This is a genomic window from Micrococcus lylae, from assembly GCF_900163825.1.
Taxonomy (GTDB): Bacteria; Actinomycetota; Actinomycetes; order Actinomycetales; family Micrococcaceae; genus Micrococcus; species Micrococcus lylae.
This window is the reverse complement of the sequence record NZ_FUKP01000067.1, coordinates 62833-78818: the sequence shown is the minus strand read 5'-3', so window position 1 is coordinate 78818 and position 15986 is coordinate 62833. Positions and strand designations below refer to the sequence as shown.

Annotated in this window: 15 protein-coding genes and 1 tRNA gene; 5 read left to right on the top strand and 11 right to left on the bottom strand. The window is 71.5% G+C overall.

Features of this window, described 5'->3' with window-relative positions:
• Positions 1-186: 186 nt before the first annotated feature.
• Both FM125_RS10370 and phoH2 read right to left on the bottom strand, forming a co-directional pair.
• Positions 187-705: a prepilin peptidase gene (locus tag FM125_RS10370; RefSeq protein ID WP_087134543.1), complete on the bottom strand. Its 519-nt coding sequence runs from the start codon at positions 703-705 to the stop codon at positions 187-189.
• Between the two features lie 325 nt (positions 706-1030).
• Positions 1031-2416, bottom strand: a complete 1386-nt coding sequence (phoH2, locus tag FM125_RS10365; protein WP_245830010.1) for an RNA 5'-3' helicase PhoH2 — start codon at positions 2414-2416, stop codon at positions 1031-1033.
• 264 nt (positions 2417-2680) lie between these two features.
• Here phoH2 and FM125_RS10360 point away from each other — a divergent pair, with 264 nt between their 5' ends.
• Positions 2681-3385, top strand: coding sequence for a rhomboid family intramembrane serine protease (locus FM125_RS10360; RefSeq protein ID WP_087134542.1), 705 nt, complete (start codon positions 2681-2683; stop codon positions 3383-3385).
• A gap of 9 nt (positions 3386-3394) precedes the next feature.
• Here the strand turns inward: FM125_RS10360 and FM125_RS10355 are convergent, their stop codons facing one another.
• The gene (locus tag FM125_RS10355; RefSeq protein ID WP_067188112.1) at positions 3395-4168 is read right to left on the bottom strand and encodes an isoprenyl transferase; all 774 of its coding nucleotides are present in this window, start codon (positions 4166-4168) and stop codon (positions 3395-3397) included.
• Positions 4169-4307: 139 nt separating this feature from the next.
• Here FM125_RS10355 and trhA point away from each other — a divergent pair, with 139 nt between their 5' ends.
• Positions 4308-5093, top strand: a complete 786-nt coding sequence (gene trhA / locus FM125_RS10350; RefSeq protein ID WP_082739467.1) for a PAQR family membrane homeostasis protein TrhA — start codon at positions 4308-4310, stop codon at positions 5091-5093.
• 188 nt (positions 5094-5281) lie between these two features.
• Here trhA and FM125_RS10345 read toward each other — a convergent pair whose 3' ends face one another.
• Complete coding sequence (locus FM125_RS10345) at positions 5282-5677, bottom strand: hypothetical protein (protein ID WP_067188109.1); 396 nt, start codon at positions 5675-5677, stop codon at positions 5282-5284.
• A 25-nt stretch (positions 5678-5702) separates the two neighbouring features.
• Positions 5703-6623, bottom strand: a complete 921-nt coding sequence (mca, locus tag FM125_RS10340; protein WP_067188307.1) for a mycothiol conjugate amidase Mca — start codon at positions 6621-6623, stop codon at positions 5703-5705.
• A gap of 245 nt (positions 6624-6868) precedes the next feature.
• Between mca and FM125_RS10335 the strand changes: the two genes are divergently transcribed.
• The 3 genes from FM125_RS10335 to FM125_RS10325 all read left to right on the top strand — a co-directional run bounded on the left by FM125_RS10335 (position 6869) and on the right by FM125_RS10325 (position 9125).
• Positions 6869-7336 (top strand): DUF4307 domain-containing protein, encoded by a 468-nt coding sequence (locus FM125_RS10335; protein WP_070638770.1) that lies wholly within the window; start codon positions 6869-6871, stop codon positions 7334-7336.
• A gap of 281 nt (positions 7337-7617) precedes the next feature.
• Positions 7618-8112, top strand: coding sequence for a transcription elongation factor GreA (gene greA, locus FM125_RS10330; RefSeq protein ID WP_067188102.1), 495 nt, complete (start codon positions 7618-7620; stop codon positions 8110-8112).
• A 200-nt stretch (positions 8113-8312) separates the two neighbouring features.
• Entirely contained in the window at positions 8313-9125 is an 813-nt protein-coding gene (locus FM125_RS10325) for a GOLPH3/VPS74 family protein (protein ID WP_070638768.1), read from the top strand.
• Positions 9126-9247: 122 nt separating this feature from the next.
• On the opposite strand, the gene ilvA is transcribed toward FM125_RS10325, so the two are convergent.
• The 6 genes from ilvA to FM125_RS10295 all read right to left on the bottom strand — a co-directional run bounded on the left by ilvA (position 9248) and on the right by FM125_RS10295 (position 15965).
• The gene (gene ilvA / locus FM125_RS10320; RefSeq protein ID WP_087134541.1) at positions 9248-10621 is read right to left on the bottom strand and encodes a threonine ammonia-lyase; all 1374 of its coding nucleotides are present in this window, start codon (positions 10619-10621) and stop codon (positions 9248-9250) included.
• A complete protein-coding gene (locus tag FM125_RS10315; protein ID WP_087134540.1) occupies positions 10618-11970 on the bottom strand; it encodes an AI-2E family transporter in 1353 nt (450 codons plus the stop codon). The genes ilvA and FM125_RS10315 overlap by 4 nt, the downstream gene beginning before the upstream one ends.
• Positions 11967-12953, bottom strand: a complete 987-nt coding sequence (locus FM125_RS10310; RefSeq protein ID WP_342743430.1) for an aldose 1-epimerase family protein — start codon at positions 12951-12953, stop codon at positions 11967-11969. Before FM125_RS10310 ends, FM125_RS10315 begins: the two co-directional genes overlap by 4 nt.
• 216 nt (positions 12954-13169) lie before the next feature.
• Positions 13170-14048 (bottom strand): Bax inhibitor-1/YccA family protein, encoded by an 879-nt coding sequence (locus tag FM125_RS10305; RefSeq protein ID WP_425435830.1) that lies wholly within the window; start codon positions 14046-14048, stop codon positions 13170-13172.
• A gap of 259 nt (positions 14049-14307) precedes the next feature.
• A tRNA-Leu gene (locus tag FM125_RS10300) sits at positions 14308-14382 on the bottom strand.
• 161 nt (positions 14383-14543) lie between these two features.
• The gene (locus FM125_RS10295; RefSeq protein WP_067188088.1) at positions 14544-15965 is read right to left on the bottom strand and encodes an NAD(P)/FAD-dependent oxidoreductase; all 1422 of its coding nucleotides are present in this window, start codon (positions 15963-15965) and stop codon (positions 14544-14546) included.
• Positions 15966-15986 lie beyond the last annotated feature (21 nt).

Sequence of the window (15986 nt, the reverse complement as noted above, 5' to 3'; positions counted from 1 at the left end):
GCGCGGTCCCCTTCTTCAGGGGCCGCGCCGTTGCACGTGTGCCGGGCCTCTTCACGACGACGGCCGCTCGCCGGCTGCCGCACCGTCACCCGACGCCGTGCCGGCCATGGCGAGTCTCATCCCGAGGGCGGTGCCGGCCGACGCATCGTCTGCCGCTCGGGGCGCAGAGGAAGGCGGTGGACAGGCTCAGAGGAAGGCGGTGGACAGCACCGCCGCGGCGCCGATAAGCATGGGCGGCCCGAACGGCAGGTGTGTGGAGGCCCGTGCCCGGCGCAGCAGCACGAGGACGGCCGCCACGAGCCCGCCGAGCAGGATCGCGAGCACTCCGGCGGCCACGGTGGCGCCGGGGCCGAGCACACCCGTATAGAGGCCGAGGCCACCGGCGAGCTTCACGTCCCCCATGCCGAGGCCACCCCGGGTGAGCAGGTGCAGCAGGAGCATCGCCGCCAGGTAGCCGGCCCCGCAGAGCAGGGCCGTCGGCAGCACGGACGCGTCCCCGGACAGCGCTGCGACCAGGATGGCTGTCAGCACTCCCCCGACGGCGAGCGCCCCGGTCCAGCGGTTCGGGAGCCGGTGCTCACGAAGATCTGTGGCGAACAGGACCGCAGCGCACACGGCCGCCCAGGCCAGTCCCGCGATCAGGCCGCTCTCGGCCGCTCCCACAACGGCCGTCCCCCATCCTCCGGACGTCGCGTTCCACCCCATGGACCCCACTCTGCCAGACACAGCGGATTCGAAGGTGATCTGTCCACAGAGACTGTTGCACGGTCTGCCCACAGGCGGCTAGGCTGGTGGCAGTCGAGCACGGAATGACATCCGGTTCGACCGTGAAAGACCCCATGGCCTCGATCCCGTTTCAAGGGGCCATGGTGGCGGGCTTCCTCGGTCCCACATCCCCCCTCCACGGGGCCGAGCACCCCCGCCCGGGGCCGCTGCCATGCAGCGGCCCCTTTTCACGTCTCCGGGGTCTTCTTCACGTCTGCGGGGTCTTGCTCACGTCTTCACGTCTGCGGCGTCTTCTCCGGGGAGCTCAGCGGCCGCGCTCCTCGAGCAGCTCGGTCACCAGAGCGGCGATCTCCGAGCGCTCGGAGCGGGTCAGCGTCATGTGCCCGAACAGCCGATGCCCCTTGAGCGTCTCCACCACGGCCGCGATGCCGTCGTGCCGGCCGACCCGCAGGTTGTCCCGCTGCGCCACGTCATGGGTGAGGACGACCTTGGAGTTCCGGCCCATGCGGGAGAGCACCGTGAGCAGCACGTTGCGTTCAAGGGACTGCGCCTCGTCCACCACGACCCACGAGTCGTGCAGGGAGCGCCCGCGGATGTGCGTCAGGGGCAGGACCTCCACGAGCCCGCGGTCCATCACCTCGTCGATCACGTTCTCCGAGACCACGGCCGAGAGCGTATCGTGGACCGCCTGCGCCCAGGGATTCATCTTCTCGGCCTCGCTGCCGGGCAGGTATCCGAGCTCCTGGCCTCCCACCGCGTACAGCGGGCGGAACACGACCACCTTGCGGTGCTCGCGCCGCTCCATCACGGCCTCGAGGCCGGCACAGAGGGCCAGGGCGGACTTGCCGGTGCCGGCGCGCCCGCCCAGGGACACGATGCCCACGGACGGATCCGTGAGCAGGTCGATCGCCAGTCGCTGCTCCGCTGAGCGGCCCTGCAGGCCGAAGACCTCCCGGTCCCCCTGCACCAGGTGGGCACGACCGCCCTGCCCGACGCGGGCCAGTGCTGAGCCTCGCGGGCTCGTCAGCACCAGCCCGGTGTTCACCGGCAGGTCCTCGGACGAGGCGAGGCCCCCGCCCACGGTGAGCAGCCCCGTGGAGGTGAGGGCGCCGTCGTCGGGAAGGGAGAGGCCGGAGACGGCCGGCAGGAGGAGGTCCTCCAGGTCCACCGACCCGTCCTCGTACAGGGCGGCCACAGCGGCCTCCTCCACGCTCAGCTGCACGGTGCCGGTCCAGCCGGAGTCCTTCACCTGGTCGTTGCGGTACTCGTCCGCGGCCAGGCCCATGGCCGAGGCCTTCACACGCATCGGCAGGTCCTTGGACACCACCGTCACGTCCCGTCCCTCGTCCGCGAAGGACTTGGCCACGGCCAGGATGCGCGAGTCGTTGTCCGTGCCGCGGATGCCGAACGGCAGCACGTCCGTGGAGATGTGGTTCAGCTCCACCCGCAGCGTTCCGCCCTCCGGGTTCAGCGGCAGATCCTGGGACAGCCCGCCGTGCTGCGTGCGCAGCTCGTCCAGCAGGCGCAGCGCGGAGCGGGCGTAGTAGCCCAGGTCCGGGTCGTGCCGCTTGTGCTCCAGCTCCGAGATCACCACCAGCGGCAGGATCACCTCGTGCTCGGCGAAGCGCAGCAGCGCCCGCGGGTCGGACAGGAGCACCGAGGTGTCCAGCACATAGGTCCGATCTCCCACGCTGAGGCGGTCTCGGCCGCGCTCCTCGCCGGCCTGGACGGGATGGGTGGTCTGCTGCACGTGTGCCTCCTCGCCGGGGCCTCGACGCCCCTGCCTGTCCGGATGCCTCTCACGCTAGAAGCGGGCGGACCGGCCCCGTCAGACACACCGGATGAATGTCGCGTGAAGCCCCGGTGACGGCGGTGACGGGCCGGTGACCGCAGCGTTCGGTGCAGGCGAAGACCTGCGCGGGCGTCTGCTTAGACTGGACCGCAGGAGGCCGACATGACCCACCACCACAGCCCCGACCGATTCGACTCGGTCGGCTTCGGCGACCAGCCCGCGCCCCGAGGACGCGACGGCTCGGTGCGCGAGCGCCCCCCGTGGCGCGACCACCTGATCCGCTGGTTCGCCCCGTCCGTGTTCCTGCTGGCGTTCATGTGGCTCGGCGGGCTGCTCGGCATGGTCGGCGGGCGCGCACTGGTGTCCGGGTTCGGCCTCATCCCGCGCCGGCTCGACGGGCTGCACGGCATCCTCTTCTCCCCGCTGCTGCACGGCGGCTGGGGACACCTGATCGGCAACACCACCGCCCTGCTCGTGCTGTCCCCCGTGGCCGCCGTGGTCTCCCGACGCCCGCTGCGGCTCATGCTCTGGACCTGGCTCGGCTCCGGTCTGATCAACTGGCTGATCGGCACCCCCGGCGTGCACATCGGCGCCTCCGGCATCGTCTACGCGTTCACCGCGTTCCTGCTGGTCTACGGCATCGTCGCGCGGCGCTGGATCGCCGTGGTGGTCTCCCTGCTGGTCTCCCTGCCGCTGCTGGGCGGCACCCTCCTCGGCATGATCCCGCAGGCCGGCCTGTCCTGGACCGGACACATCGCCGGCTTCCTCGCCGGGCTCGTGCTGGCCCTGCTGTGGGGGCGCAAGGACCGCCGGGAGCGCGGCCCGTCCTGGCTCGAGCGGGCCGAGATGCGCGCCGGCATCCGCTGAGGCGGTCGGTCAGGCCCCGAAGCGGCGCTGGCGGGAGGCGTAGTCCCGGAGCGCGCGGAGGAAGTCCACCCGCCGAAAATCCGGCCACAGGGCCTCGCAGAAATAGAACTCCGAATACGCGGACTGCCACATGAGGAACCCAGACAGACGCTGCTCGCCGGAGGTGCGGATCACCAGGTCCGGGTCCGGCTGGCCGCGCGTGTAGAGACGGTCCGAGATCTGGTCCACGGACAGCTCCGCGGCCACGTCCGCCGCCGAACGGCCCTGCGCGTCCGCCTCCACCAGCAGCTCGCGCACCGCGTCCACGATCTCCCGGCGGCCGCCGTAGCCGACCGCCACGTTGATGTGGATGCCCTCGCTGTCCTTCGTCTCCTCGGCCACGGCCGTCAGGCACGCGGCCAGGTCCTCCGGGAGGAGGTCCACCGCACCCACCGGCTGCACCCGAGCCCGCAGACGGCCGTCCTGCGGCTCAGCCAGCCTCCGGGCCGTCGTCTTGATGATCTCCAGCAGCGGGGCCAGCTCCTGCGGATCCCGGGCCAGGTTGTCCGTGGACAGCATGTACAGGGTGACCACCGGGATCCTCAGCTCGTCACACCAGCCGATGAACTCGATGATCCGGTCCGCACCGGCCTGATGGCCCTGCTGGGTGGAGGCACCGAACGCCCGGGCCCAGCGGCGATTGCCGTCCACCATCACGCCGATGTGCCGCGGCATGCGCTCCGGGTCCAGGTCTTGGGCCAGGCGCCGCTCGTACATGCGGTAGACGACCTCGGGCTGGCGCACGCGGACCACTCCTGTCTGATTCGAAGCCTGCTCGGTTCGAAGCCCGCTCGGGCTCACCCGGGCGTCGCCACGCGGACGCGCATCCGGTCATGAACAGAATACGCGGCCCACGCCCAGGCGGCGGTGGAAGGATGGGGCCATGAGCACCCGTCCTGACATCCCCACCACGGGGGCGCTCGCCACGGACCATGACGGACGCGTGGCCGGCGATCGCCTGGCCCCCGCCGCCGACGGCGCCGTGGCCCCGCCCTCGCGCTGGCGGATCGCCCGCGTTACCGACCCGTCCGACCCCCTGTTCAAGCCCCGTCTGCGCGGCTGGATCCACGCCGTCATGGTACCGCTGACGCTGGTCGCGGGCATCGTGCTGATCGTCCTCGCCCCCGGCACTGCGCTGACCTGGGCCTCGGTGGTGTACTCGACCACCGGCCTGCTGCTGTTCGGCGTCTCCGCCACCTACCACCTCGTCCAGTGGAACGAGCAGGTCTCCCTGGTGCTCAAGCGCCTGGACCACACCAACATCATGCTGGTCATCGCCGGCACCTACACGCCGCTGTCCATCGCGCTGCTGCCGCAGGACAAGGCCCTCCTGCTGCTGTCCCTGGTCTGGGGCGGCGCGATCGTGGGCGTGCTGTTCCGCGTCTTCTGGACCCACGCCCCGCGCTGGCTCTACACGCCCGTCTACGTGTGCCTCGGCCTGGCGGCGCTGCTGTACATCGGGGACTTCTTCGCCGCGAACGTCCCGGCCGCCGTGCTCATCTGCGCCGGCGGTGCCGCGTACATCGTGGGCGCCGTGTTCTACGCGCTCAAAGCGCCGTCCCTCCACAAGGAGTGGTTCGGCTTCCACGAGCTGTTCCACGCCTTCACGGTGGGCGGCTTCGTCTGCCACTACATCGCGATCATGTTCGGCGTGCTCGGGGCCGGCTGACGGGACGGCCTCACCCCTGCGCACGTGAGGGCAAGACACGGTGTTGAGATCGCAGAACGTGACCGTGTCTCTTCCCCGAAACGCGAGGCCGTGGCGGCACCGGGCCGCATCTACCGGGTGACCGTGTCTCTTCCCCGAAACGCCGGGCCGTGGCAGCCCTCCGCCCTCAGCGCATCAGGGGTGGAACTTCAGCGGCCGGTGTCCGGCTCCTGCGGCTCCGGGGTGGGCTCGTCCAGGTAGCCCGGGTACTTCTTGCGCAGGCGCTGCAGCCGGTCCTCACCGGAGGCATCGATGCCCTCGCCGGCGGTGCGCTGCTCCGCCGTCAGGCGCGGCTGGTTGCGCTCGACGAGCATCTCCTCGGCCTCGGGCGAGCGCAGCTGCACGCGGCGCACGGAGCGCACCATCAGACGCAGCACGATGATCGCCATGACCACCATCAGCGCGGTGAACAGGAAGCCCACCACGCCCGGGGTGATGTCGGCCTCGTCCAGGCCGGGGCGCAGGCTCGGCTCGGGCACCGCGGGGGAGGGCGCCTGCGCCTGAAGCGTGAGCAGGGCGGAGTTCAGACAGGTCCAGGTCGTCACAGCGGTCCAGTCTACCGGCGGGTCGTCAGCGGACGCCGTTGAAGAGGTCGTGCTCCGGCAGGTCGACCTCCACGCGGGAGTCGATCAGCACGTAGTCCTCCCACGGCCAGGCCTCGCGCAGCACCTCGTTGCGGGCGGCGAAGAAGAAGCCGGTGGGGTCCACCTGGGTGCGGTGGGCACGCAGCGCGGCGTCCCGGCGCTCCAGGTAGTCGGCCACGGGGATCTGCGTGGTGACGGCGTGGTCCGGGATGAACCAGGCCGGGGCGTCCTCCGGGTCCGGGATGTCCTCGCCGGCGGCCTGCCGGGCGCGGACCTCGCGGAGGCGCTCCATCTTCTCGTACCAGCCGAGGCGGTCGGCGAACGGGGAGTCCTCGCCGGCCGCCGTGTAGGCCTCGTGCAGGGTGCGGAACTTCGCCGGGTTGAAGGCGCGGTCGTAGTAGAGCTTGGAGATCTCCCACGGCTCCCCCGCCTCCGGGTACTCGTCCGCCAGGCCCGCAGCGCGGTAGGCCTCCACGGTGACCTTGTGGGACATCACGTGGTCCGGATGCGGGTAGCCGCCCACCTCGTCATAGGAGATCAGCACGTGCGGGCGGAAGCGGCGGATCAGCGAGACCAGCGGCAGGGCGGCGGTCTCCAGCGGGGTCATGGCGAAGCAGTTCGCCGGCAGCTCCGGGACGGGGTCGCCCTCCGGCAGGCCGGAGTCGTGGAAGCCCAGCCACTCGTGCTCCACACCGAGGGCGGCCTGGGCCTCCGCCATCTCCACGCGGCGCACCGCGGTGATGTCCCGGTCGCAGGCCACGGTGTCCTCGTAGAGCGGGTTCAGCAGGTCTCCGGCCTCGCCGCCGGTGCAGGTGACCACCATGACCTCGGCCCCGGCGTCCACGTAGGCGGCCATCATGGCGGCGCCCTTCGAGGACTCGTCGTCCGGGTGCGCGTGCACGGCCATCAGGCGCAGGCCCGGGGACGGCGGCACGGTGGCGCCCGGGCGCGCCTCCACCGCCTCCGAGACGCTGTGGCGGCCGGTGTGGCCGACCGGGATGCCACCGGCCGAGGGGACGGCCGGGTCTGCGGTGTGCTTGTCGCTCACGGGCGGGACTCCTGACGGGAACGGATGTGCGGCGGCCTGGCCGGACCCGTCACGATGCCGTGGGGCAACGCGGCGCGGGTCCGCCCGACGGTAGGCTGGTGCCGATGGCCTCTCCCACCGCTGCACCGCACGCCTCCACCGGCGACACGCCGGAGGAAAGCCTAGCCAACCGCTACGGAGGCGCTCAACGGCGCCCGTCCGCAGGGGTCTCGCGGCGTGTGCGTCTGGTGGCCGCCCTCGCGGTCGTGGCGGCGGTTCTGGTCACCGCCTGGTTCGCGCTCTCCACCTCCATCGGCAAGATCACCTACAAGGATGTGGGCTTCGAGGTGGTGGACGACCACCTGACCCGCGTCACCTTCCAGGTCAGCGCGCCTGCGGACACCCAGGCCGAGTGCGACGTGGAGGTCCAGGACGCCCAGGCAGCCCCCGTCGGCTTCCGCACCGTGCTGGTCTCAGGGCTCGAGCCGGAGCAGCGCTCCGCCCCCGGCGACGACACCTGGACCTACACCGTGGACGTGCGCACCGTGGTCCGCGGCAACACCGGCGTGGTCCACACCTGCCGCTCGCTCTGACGCGCCCCCGCCGGGGTTTCGCCCGCGGCTGACAAGGGCGGCTCAGGGCCGTCACAGATCCCTGTGGCTCACCCCACTTGGTATAGTCGGACCCAGCGCTTTCTGCCCCGCCGAACGCATGTGTCTCTCGGTGGACGTCGGAACGTGGTCGAGGAACGGACCGCGGACCGCACGGCCCGGACACACCGGCGGGGTTCTTGTCATCTGCAGGCAGTGCAGGCGCCGACGCCCACGAGTGCCTGACGAAGAACCGGGCACCGACCCGAATGGAAGGAGTCAGCATGACCACGAACTCTGCCGACGCCCCGTGGCTCACCCAGGAGGCCTACGACCGCCTCTCCAAGGAGCTCGAGCACATCTCCGGCCCGTACCGCCAGGAGATCATCGACCGCATCGAGGCCGCCCGCGAGGAGGGCGATCTGAAGGAGAACGGCGGCTACCACGCCGCCCGCGAGGAGCAGTCCAAGAACGAGGGCCGCATCGCCGAGCTCAAGCACCTCCTCGAGACCGCCACCGTGGGCGAGGCCGCCGAGAACGACGGCCACGTGCACCCGGGAACCGTGGTGAAGGCGACCGTCGCCGGCGACGAGATGACCTTCCTCTTCGGCTCCCGCGAGATCGCCGACGACGGCGAGAAGCTCGATGTCTACTCCGAGCGCTCCCCGCTCGGCGAGGCCATCAACGGCGCCAAGAAGGGAGAGAAGGTCTCCTACACGGCCCCGAACGGCAAGGAGATCACGGTCGAGATCCTGGACGTCCAGCTCTACCGCGCCTGATCCCCTCCCCGTGGCTGACCGTCCCTGCCGGACGGAACCACGACGACGGCCCCTCCCTCTCCCTTCCGCGGCACCTGCCGTGGACGGGAGGGCAAGGGGCCGTCGTCGTCCGGCGGGCGGGGCCGGGGAGGTCGAGCACGCGGGGACGTACCGTGCGCCCGGGCTCTGCCGAGCCCGGTGCCCACTGCTAGGTTGAGTGCATGCTCACCGTTGAGAAGATGCACCTGATGCTGACCCGCCCGGACGGCACCGTCGAGTCCCCGAAAGCGCACAAGAACGCCCTCGCCGCCGCCGCGCTGGTCGACCTGGCCGACGCCGGGATCGTGGCCGTCGAGCAGGACGCGGAGCCGGCGCAGGCCCGCGTGCGCGTCGTGTCCGCAGGCACCACCGGCCACCCGGTCCTGGATGCCGTGCTGGGTCAGGTCGACGGCCTGGACGGCACACCGCTTCACGCCCTCGTGAAGAAGGGCAAGCCGGCCGTGCAGAAGCCGTTGGAGAAGCACCTGATCGAGCGCGGCACGCTCGTGAAGGAGAAGAAGGGCCTGCTCAACACCGAGATCCGCCCGGAGTCCACCCGCGCCCGCGACGAGGTGATCGACGAGGTCCGCACCGCTCTTCACTCCGAGGAGGCGATGACCCCGTCCACCTCCCTGCTGCTGGGCACCCTGGACGCGCTGAACATCGCCCGTGTGCTCATCCCCGGCGCCGAGGCCGAGCACGGCCGCCGTGAGCTCAGCCGCCGCATCAACCGCCTCACCCGGGACGACCGCCACGTGCGCGCCCTGCGTGCCGCCACCTCCTCCTTCGCCGGCAACACCGCCGCCGCAGCCCTCCCGGCCACGCTCGAGACCCTGCAGAGCCACGAGGACGCCTCCTCCGGCAGCCCGGCCGAGGACACCGAGCGCGCCGCCACGGTGGACGAGGCCGCCGCGAAGTCCCACGCCGCCGAGCAGGAGGCCGAGAAGGCGGCGAAGGCCAAGCTGGCCGCCGGGCCGCAGAAGGCCGAGCACTGAGTCGCATCGCCGGGTGACAGGGGCCGAGTCCCCCGACGCCGTGACGCCGCGAGGGCCGCACCGGATGTCCGGTGCGGCCCTCGTCGTGTACGCGACGGTCGGTGTCAGTACAACTGCCGGCGTCAGTACAGCTGCTCGGGGGCGTAGCCGGCCTCGCGCAGCGCGGCGAGCACGTGCTCGGAGTGCTCGTGCCCGCGGGTCTCCATGTCGATGGTGATGTGCACGCCGCCCATGGAGAACTCCGGGCCCACGCGGGTGTGGTCCACGCGGACCACGTTCGCCTCGGCGTCCGCGATGAGCCGGGAGATGGTGGCGAGCTCGCCGGTGCGGTCCCGCAACGGGATGCGCACGCCCATGTAGCGGCCGTTGGAGGCGAGGCCGACCTGGATGGACTTGAGCATGAGCATCGGGTCGATGTTCCCGCCGGAGAGCACCACGGCGGTCTTGCCGAGGTCCATCCCCAGGGCGCCCACGCGCCCGGAGAGCAGTGCGGCCGCACCGACGGCGCCGGCGGGCTCCACCACGAGCTTCGAACGCTCCATCAGGTGCACGATGGCCTCGGCGATCTCGTCGTCGGTCACGGTCACCACGGCGTCCACCAGGGAACTGATGACCTCGAACGGCACGGCCCCCGGACGGCCCACCGCGATGCCGTCGGCGATGGTGCTCACGCCCTGCAGGGACTGCACGCTCCCCGCCTCGAGCGAGCTGACGTAGGCGGCCGCGTCCGAGGCCTGTACGCCGATCACCTGGATCTCACGCCCGGCCTCGCGGGCGGACTCCTTGAGGGCGATCGCCGCCCCGGCCAGCAGACCGCCGCCGCCGATCGCCATGATCACGGTGTCCACGTCCGGCAGCTGCTCGAGGATCTCGAGGCCCACGGTGCCCTGCCCGGCGATGATCGCCGGGTTGTCGAAGGGGTGGATGAACACCGCGCCGGTCTCCTCCGCGTAGCGCTCGGCCTCGGCGAGGGACTCGTCCACGGTGGTGCCGTAGAGCACGACCTCGGCACCGTGGTCCCGGGTGGCCTGCAGCTTCGGCAGGGCCACGCCGCGCGGCATCACGATGCGCGCATGGATGCCGAGCCGGCGGGCGGCCAGCGCCACACCCTGGGCGTGGTTGCCGGCCGAGGCGGCCACGACGCCGCGGGACTTCTCCTCCTCCGTCAGCAGTGCCATCCGGACATAGGCGCCGCGGACCTTGAAGGAGCCTGCCCGCTGCAGGTTCTCGCATTTGTAGTAGACCTCGGTGCCCACGTCCCGGCCGAGGGCGCGGGCGGTGAGCAGCGGGGTGGTCAGGGCGGTGTCCCGCAGGGTCTCGGCGGCGGCCCGGACGTCGGCCAGGGTCACCGGCAGCGTGGGGGCGGCGCCGGACTGTGCGCCGGAGCCGGGGCCGGACGCAGAGGCCTGCGACGTCGCGCCGGTACCGGCGGGCACGGCCGGGCGGACCCACCGGGGCAGCTCGTCAGGACGGGGGCGACGGCGGGCGATGCTCATGCGCGGCCCTCGTCCTCGGCGCGGCGGGAGCCTGCGGAGTCGTCGCCGCGCTCGGCATCCTGTCCGGCGCCGGGCTCGCCCGCGTCCTCGCCGTCCCGGCGACGCTCGAACGGGTCGATGCCGGCGTCCGCGGCCGCTTCCTCCGCCGCGATCCCGTGCGAGGCCACGAGGGCCTTCTCCCGGCGCACGGAGCGGTCCTGGCCGTCCGGGTCCGGCCTGCGGGCCTCGTCGCCCGGTTCAAGGGTCAGCGCTTCGTCGTCGACGCCCACATGCGGGCCCTCACCCGTCAGTCCGCGGACGAAGGCGTTGACGAAGGCCAGCAGCGGCACGGCGAACACGGCACCGACCAGGCCGAGGACGGCGGAGCCACCGGCCACGGCGAGGAACACGGCCAGCGGGTGCAGGGAGACCGCCTTGCCCATCACGAGCGGCTGGAGCACGTTGGACTCGAGCTGCTGGACGAGCAGCACCACCAGGAGCATGAAGACGGCGTTCCACATGCCGTTGGTGATCAGGGCCAGCAGGACGGCCAGGGCGCCGGTCAGGACCGCGCCGACCATGGGGATGAAGGAGGCCAGGAAGACGAGCACGGCCAGCGGGAACGCCAGCGGCACGCCCAGCAGCCAGGCGCCGAGGCCGATGCCGACGGCGTCCACGAAGGCCACGAAGATCTGCACCCGCACGTAGGAGCCGAGGGCGCGCCAGCCGGAGTGGCCCGCGTTGTCGATCGCCTCACGGCGGGCGGCCGGGACGAAGCGGAGCATGAACGCCCAGATGCGGCCGCCGTCGTAGAGGAAGAAGATCAGGGTGAACAGCGCCATGACGGTGCCGGCCAGCACATTGGCGGCGGTGGAGCCGAAGGAGATGGCACCGCCCATGATGGTGCTGGAGTTCTCCCGCACGGTGTTGAGGATGTCCTGGACGCTGGAGCCGCCGTTGCCCTCCTGCCACGGCATCGGGATGCCGGTGGACTCGAGCCAGCGGCGTCCGGCCTCGATGCCCTGGCCGACCTGCTCGGACATGTCCGCGAAGCCCACTGCCAGCTGCTGGCCGGAGAGGAACAGCAGACCCAGGACCACCACGATCAGCAGCAGCACGCACAGCAGCGAGGCCAGGATCGGCGGGGTCCGCATGCCGACCATCCACCGGTAGACCGGACTCAGCAGCGTGGCGAGCAGTCCGGCCACGATCACGGGGATGACCAAGAGGCTGACGTGGCTGAGCAGCCAGATCAGCACACCGGCCATGACCAGGATGACGATCACGCGCCACGACCACGCGGCGGCGACGGTCAGGCCGTACGGGACGTCGCGGTCCACGCGGCGTGCGGTGGAGGCGGGGGTGGTCATCGGCGGGTGGTCCTCTCGTCGGTGTCGGCAGTGTCCTCGCCGGCCGGCGGGATCAGTCCCCAGGAGCCGGTGAGGCTCTGCCCGGGCTCAAGCCAGCGCAGGCCCTGTCCTGAGTTCAGGGCGTCGGCGGGGGCGGTCATCGGTTCCACCGCGACGGCCGCGTCACGGCCCGGCAGGCGGTCCGTGACGAACACGTGGGTGTAGGCGAACACGGGGTCGGACCACAGGGTCAGGGTGCGGCCGTCGGCAGCGGTGAGACGGGCCTCGTGCCGGCCGCCCTCCGCAGCGGTGAGACCGGTGAGGCAGACATCGAGCGGAGCGGAGCCCACCTGCCGTCCCTGCCGGAAGTCGAATGCGGTGCCGGCGGCCTCGCGGGTGCCCACCGGGATGAGGGTCTGGGGGTCGGCCTCGATCCATCGCTCCGCGTCCACGGTGAGGGTGAGCTCGGCTGAGGGGACGTCCCCGAGCCGCAGGAACGGGTGGCTGCCGAAGGCGGCGGGGGCGGCCTGGGGCGAGTGGTTGGTGAGCGTCTGGGCGACGGTCAGCGAGCCGTCCGCCTCCAGCGTGTAGGAGACGCGATGGGTGAGGCGGAAGGGCCAGCCGTGCTGCGGGTGGATCTCGCCGCGCAGACTCACCCGGTGCGAGGTCTTGGACTCCAGCATCAGCTGGGTGTTCCGCAGCAGGCCGTGGCTGGCATGGCCACGAGCGGGTTCGGTGACGTCCAGCTGCTGGGTCCGGCCGTCCAGCTCCCAGCGCGCGTCGGCCACGCGATTGGGCCAGGGCGTCATCTGGATGCCGTTGCCGGCCGGCGGGATCGTGTCCTCGTCGTAGGGCTCGGTGAGGTCCTCGCCGCCCACGCGGTACGTGCGCAGTGCGCCGGCCAGGCCCACCACGACCGCTTCGGCGCGACCCCGCTCCAGGCGGTACTGCATGCCGGTGGCGGCGGTGTCCTCCGCGAGCGATCCCTGCTCGTTCGGCTCCACGTCTCTCTCCTCACCCCTGGTGCTCTCCGACCGATGCGGCCGGAGAACGGACTCTGGTTGAGGCTACGCCTGTGCGCGCGGCGGGGCGACCCCGCGGCCCGGACTGTGGACAGGCTCACGTCCGCCTCCCACATCCCCAGACACGACGGAGCCCCCGTCCGGGGAGGACGGGGGCTCCGGGGCCGGAGGCGGCGGGTGCCGCCCGGGCTCTGCGTGTCAGTCGTTGCTGCGCAGGATCGCGATGATGCGCAGGATCTCCACGTACAGCCAGATCAGGGTGACGGTCAGGCCGAACGCCACGGTCCAGGAGTACTTCTGCGGGGCGCCGTTGCGGACGCCCTGCTCCGCCATGTTGAAGTCCATGACCAGCGAGTAGGAGGCCAGCAGCACGGCGATGGCGCCGATGATCAGGCCGATCGGACCGTCACGCAGGCCGAACATGCCGTCGGTGACGCCCAGCAGGGACACCACGAGGTTCACGAGGCTGAACGCCAGGTAGCCGAGCATGGCGACCATGAAGATCTTGGTCATCTTCGGGGTCGGGCGGAACTTGCCCGAGGAGTACAGGGCCAGCACGACGGCGAACACGGAGAGGGTCGCCAGGACGGCCTGGATCACGATGCCGGAGAACTGGTACTCCAACATCATGGACAGGGCGCCGAGGAACAGGCCCTGAGCGCCGGCGTAGGCCAGGATCAGCGGAGCGGACGGCTCCTTCTTGAAGGAGTTGACCAGGCCGAGCACGAGGCCGACGATCGCGCCGACGATGCCGATGCTCGGGAACATCCAGCCGACGACGGCGCCGACGACCACCAGGACCAGGCACATGCCGGTCTTGCCGATGATGTCGTTGTAGGTCATGCGGCCGGTGTCGCCCGCGTGGGCGGCCGGGGCGTTGTACATGTCCTCGAGACGCTGCTCGCGCCCCTGCTGCTGGGCGTACTGGGTGGCCGCGTACTGGTCCTGGTACTGCTGGCCGTACGGGCCGCCCTGGCCCTGCTGCATGTGGGGGTCCTGCTGGGTCTGCTGACCGCCGCCGTACCAGCCGGGCTGCTGTCCGCCGCCCATCTGCTCCTGGAAGTTGCGGCTGTTCATCACCGGGTTCGCCACGGTGTGCTCCTTCACGATCGACTCGGCCCGGACCGCGCCGGGGCTGCGTCTGCGTGAGGCACCCGTCGGCGGACGGCGGGACGTTTTCCTGTCTGGAAGTCTACCGGTCCCCCGCGCGTCCGGGCAGGTCACCGGGCGAATTCTCTGCATCCTGGGACACCGTGTTCACAGAGAGCGGACGGCGGCGGCCGCGGCGGACCCTCCGCTGCTGCGCAGCGTGTCGGATGCCCGACGGGACGTCGCGTGCCCCCGGCGGGAGTCGAACCCGCACCGAAGACGATTTTAAGTCGCCTGCCTCTGCCAGTTGGGCCACGGGGGCGTGGCCGTCGCTCCCCTGACTGACGCACCGTGGGGCGCGCCGCCGAGGAGGCGACGATGCGACGACGGCGACCGTCCCCTGCGACAGGGGAGGCCGCCGTCGTCGTGGTCCCCCGAGGCGCCCCGCACGGGAGGCGACGTCAGGGGGTGGTGTTCACCGGATCAGGCCGAGGCCTTCTCCTTGTCCTCCAGCTGCTTCTTGGCGAAGCGGCCGAGGACCGGCGTGCCGCCGGCGGCCTTGAGGAAGGCGTTGCGCGGACGCTCCAGGTCGAACACGGCGGTGGTGTCACGGCCGAAGACGGTCTCCATGACGAAGCCGCCGAGCACGCGGGCCTTGCGCTCCAGCTGCGGCAGGGCCATCGCGTGGTAGCCGCGGTGGGCCAGCCAGGCGAGCGGGCCGAAGAGCTTCACGCCCATCGGGTTGCCGACGCCCTTGCCGAAGCCGAGGCCGGCCACGGCGCCGAGCGACTTGTGCTCGTACTCCTGGACCTCGCCCTCGCCGTGGCGCACGGCCAGGTAGTTGGCGACCAGGCGCTTGGCCTGACGGCCGGCGTGCTGGGCGTTCGGGACGCACATGCCGCCCGGGCCGGCACCGGTCAGGTCCGGCACGGCGCAGACGTCGCCGCAGCCCCAGGCGCCCTCGAGGACGCCGTTCTCGCCGTCCTTGACCTGGAGGGTCGCGGTGACCTCGATGCGGCCGCGCTCCTCGACCGGGAAGTCGGTGGACTTGGCCACGGAGTTGGCGGCCACGCCGGCGGTCCAGACCAGGGTGTCCGCGCCGAAGCGCTCCACCACGGACTTGTCCGCCATGGAGATGAGCTCCAGGACGCCACCCTCGGCGTTGCCCAGGGAGGTGTTCAGCAGCACCTCGATGCCGCGGCCGCGCAGGTGCTCGACGACCTGCTCGGCCTGGTCCTCGGAGACCTCCGGCATGATGCGGCCCATGGCCTCGACCATGGCGATGCGGACCTCGGACTGGGACAGCTGCGGGTTGCGGGAGACGGCGTTGCGGATCAGGTCCTCCATCTCCGCGATGGCCTCCACGCCGGCGAAGCCGCCGCCGACCACCACGAAGGTCAGGGCGCGCTTGCGCTCCTCGCCGTCGGTCATGCGGGCGGCGGCGTCCAGGCGCTCCAGGATCTGGTTGCGCAGGGCGACGGCCTCCTCGACGGTCTTCAGGCCGATGCCGGCGTCGGCCAGGCCCGGGATCGGGAAGGTACGGGTGGTGGCGCCGGCGGTCATCACGATGTCCTGGTAGGGCACCTCGAACTCGGAGCCGTCCGGGCCCTGCACGGTGGCGGTGCGGCGGGCGTGCTCCACCTTCACCACGGCGCCGCGCACGAGCTCGGCGTCCTTCAGGTGGGTGGCGTGGTCCACGACGGCGTGACGGCCGTCGATGTGACCGCCCACGACCTCCGGCAGGAAGGGCTGATAGGTCATGTACGGCAGCGGGTCGACCACGGTCACGACGCCGCCGCGCTCCTTGATCTTCGTCTGCAGGGACTTGGCGATGTGGAAGCCGGCGTAGCCGCCGCCGACCACCAGGAGTCGGGGCTTGGGAGAAAGATCAGGGGTGACAGTCATGCCACCGATTCTAGGACCACC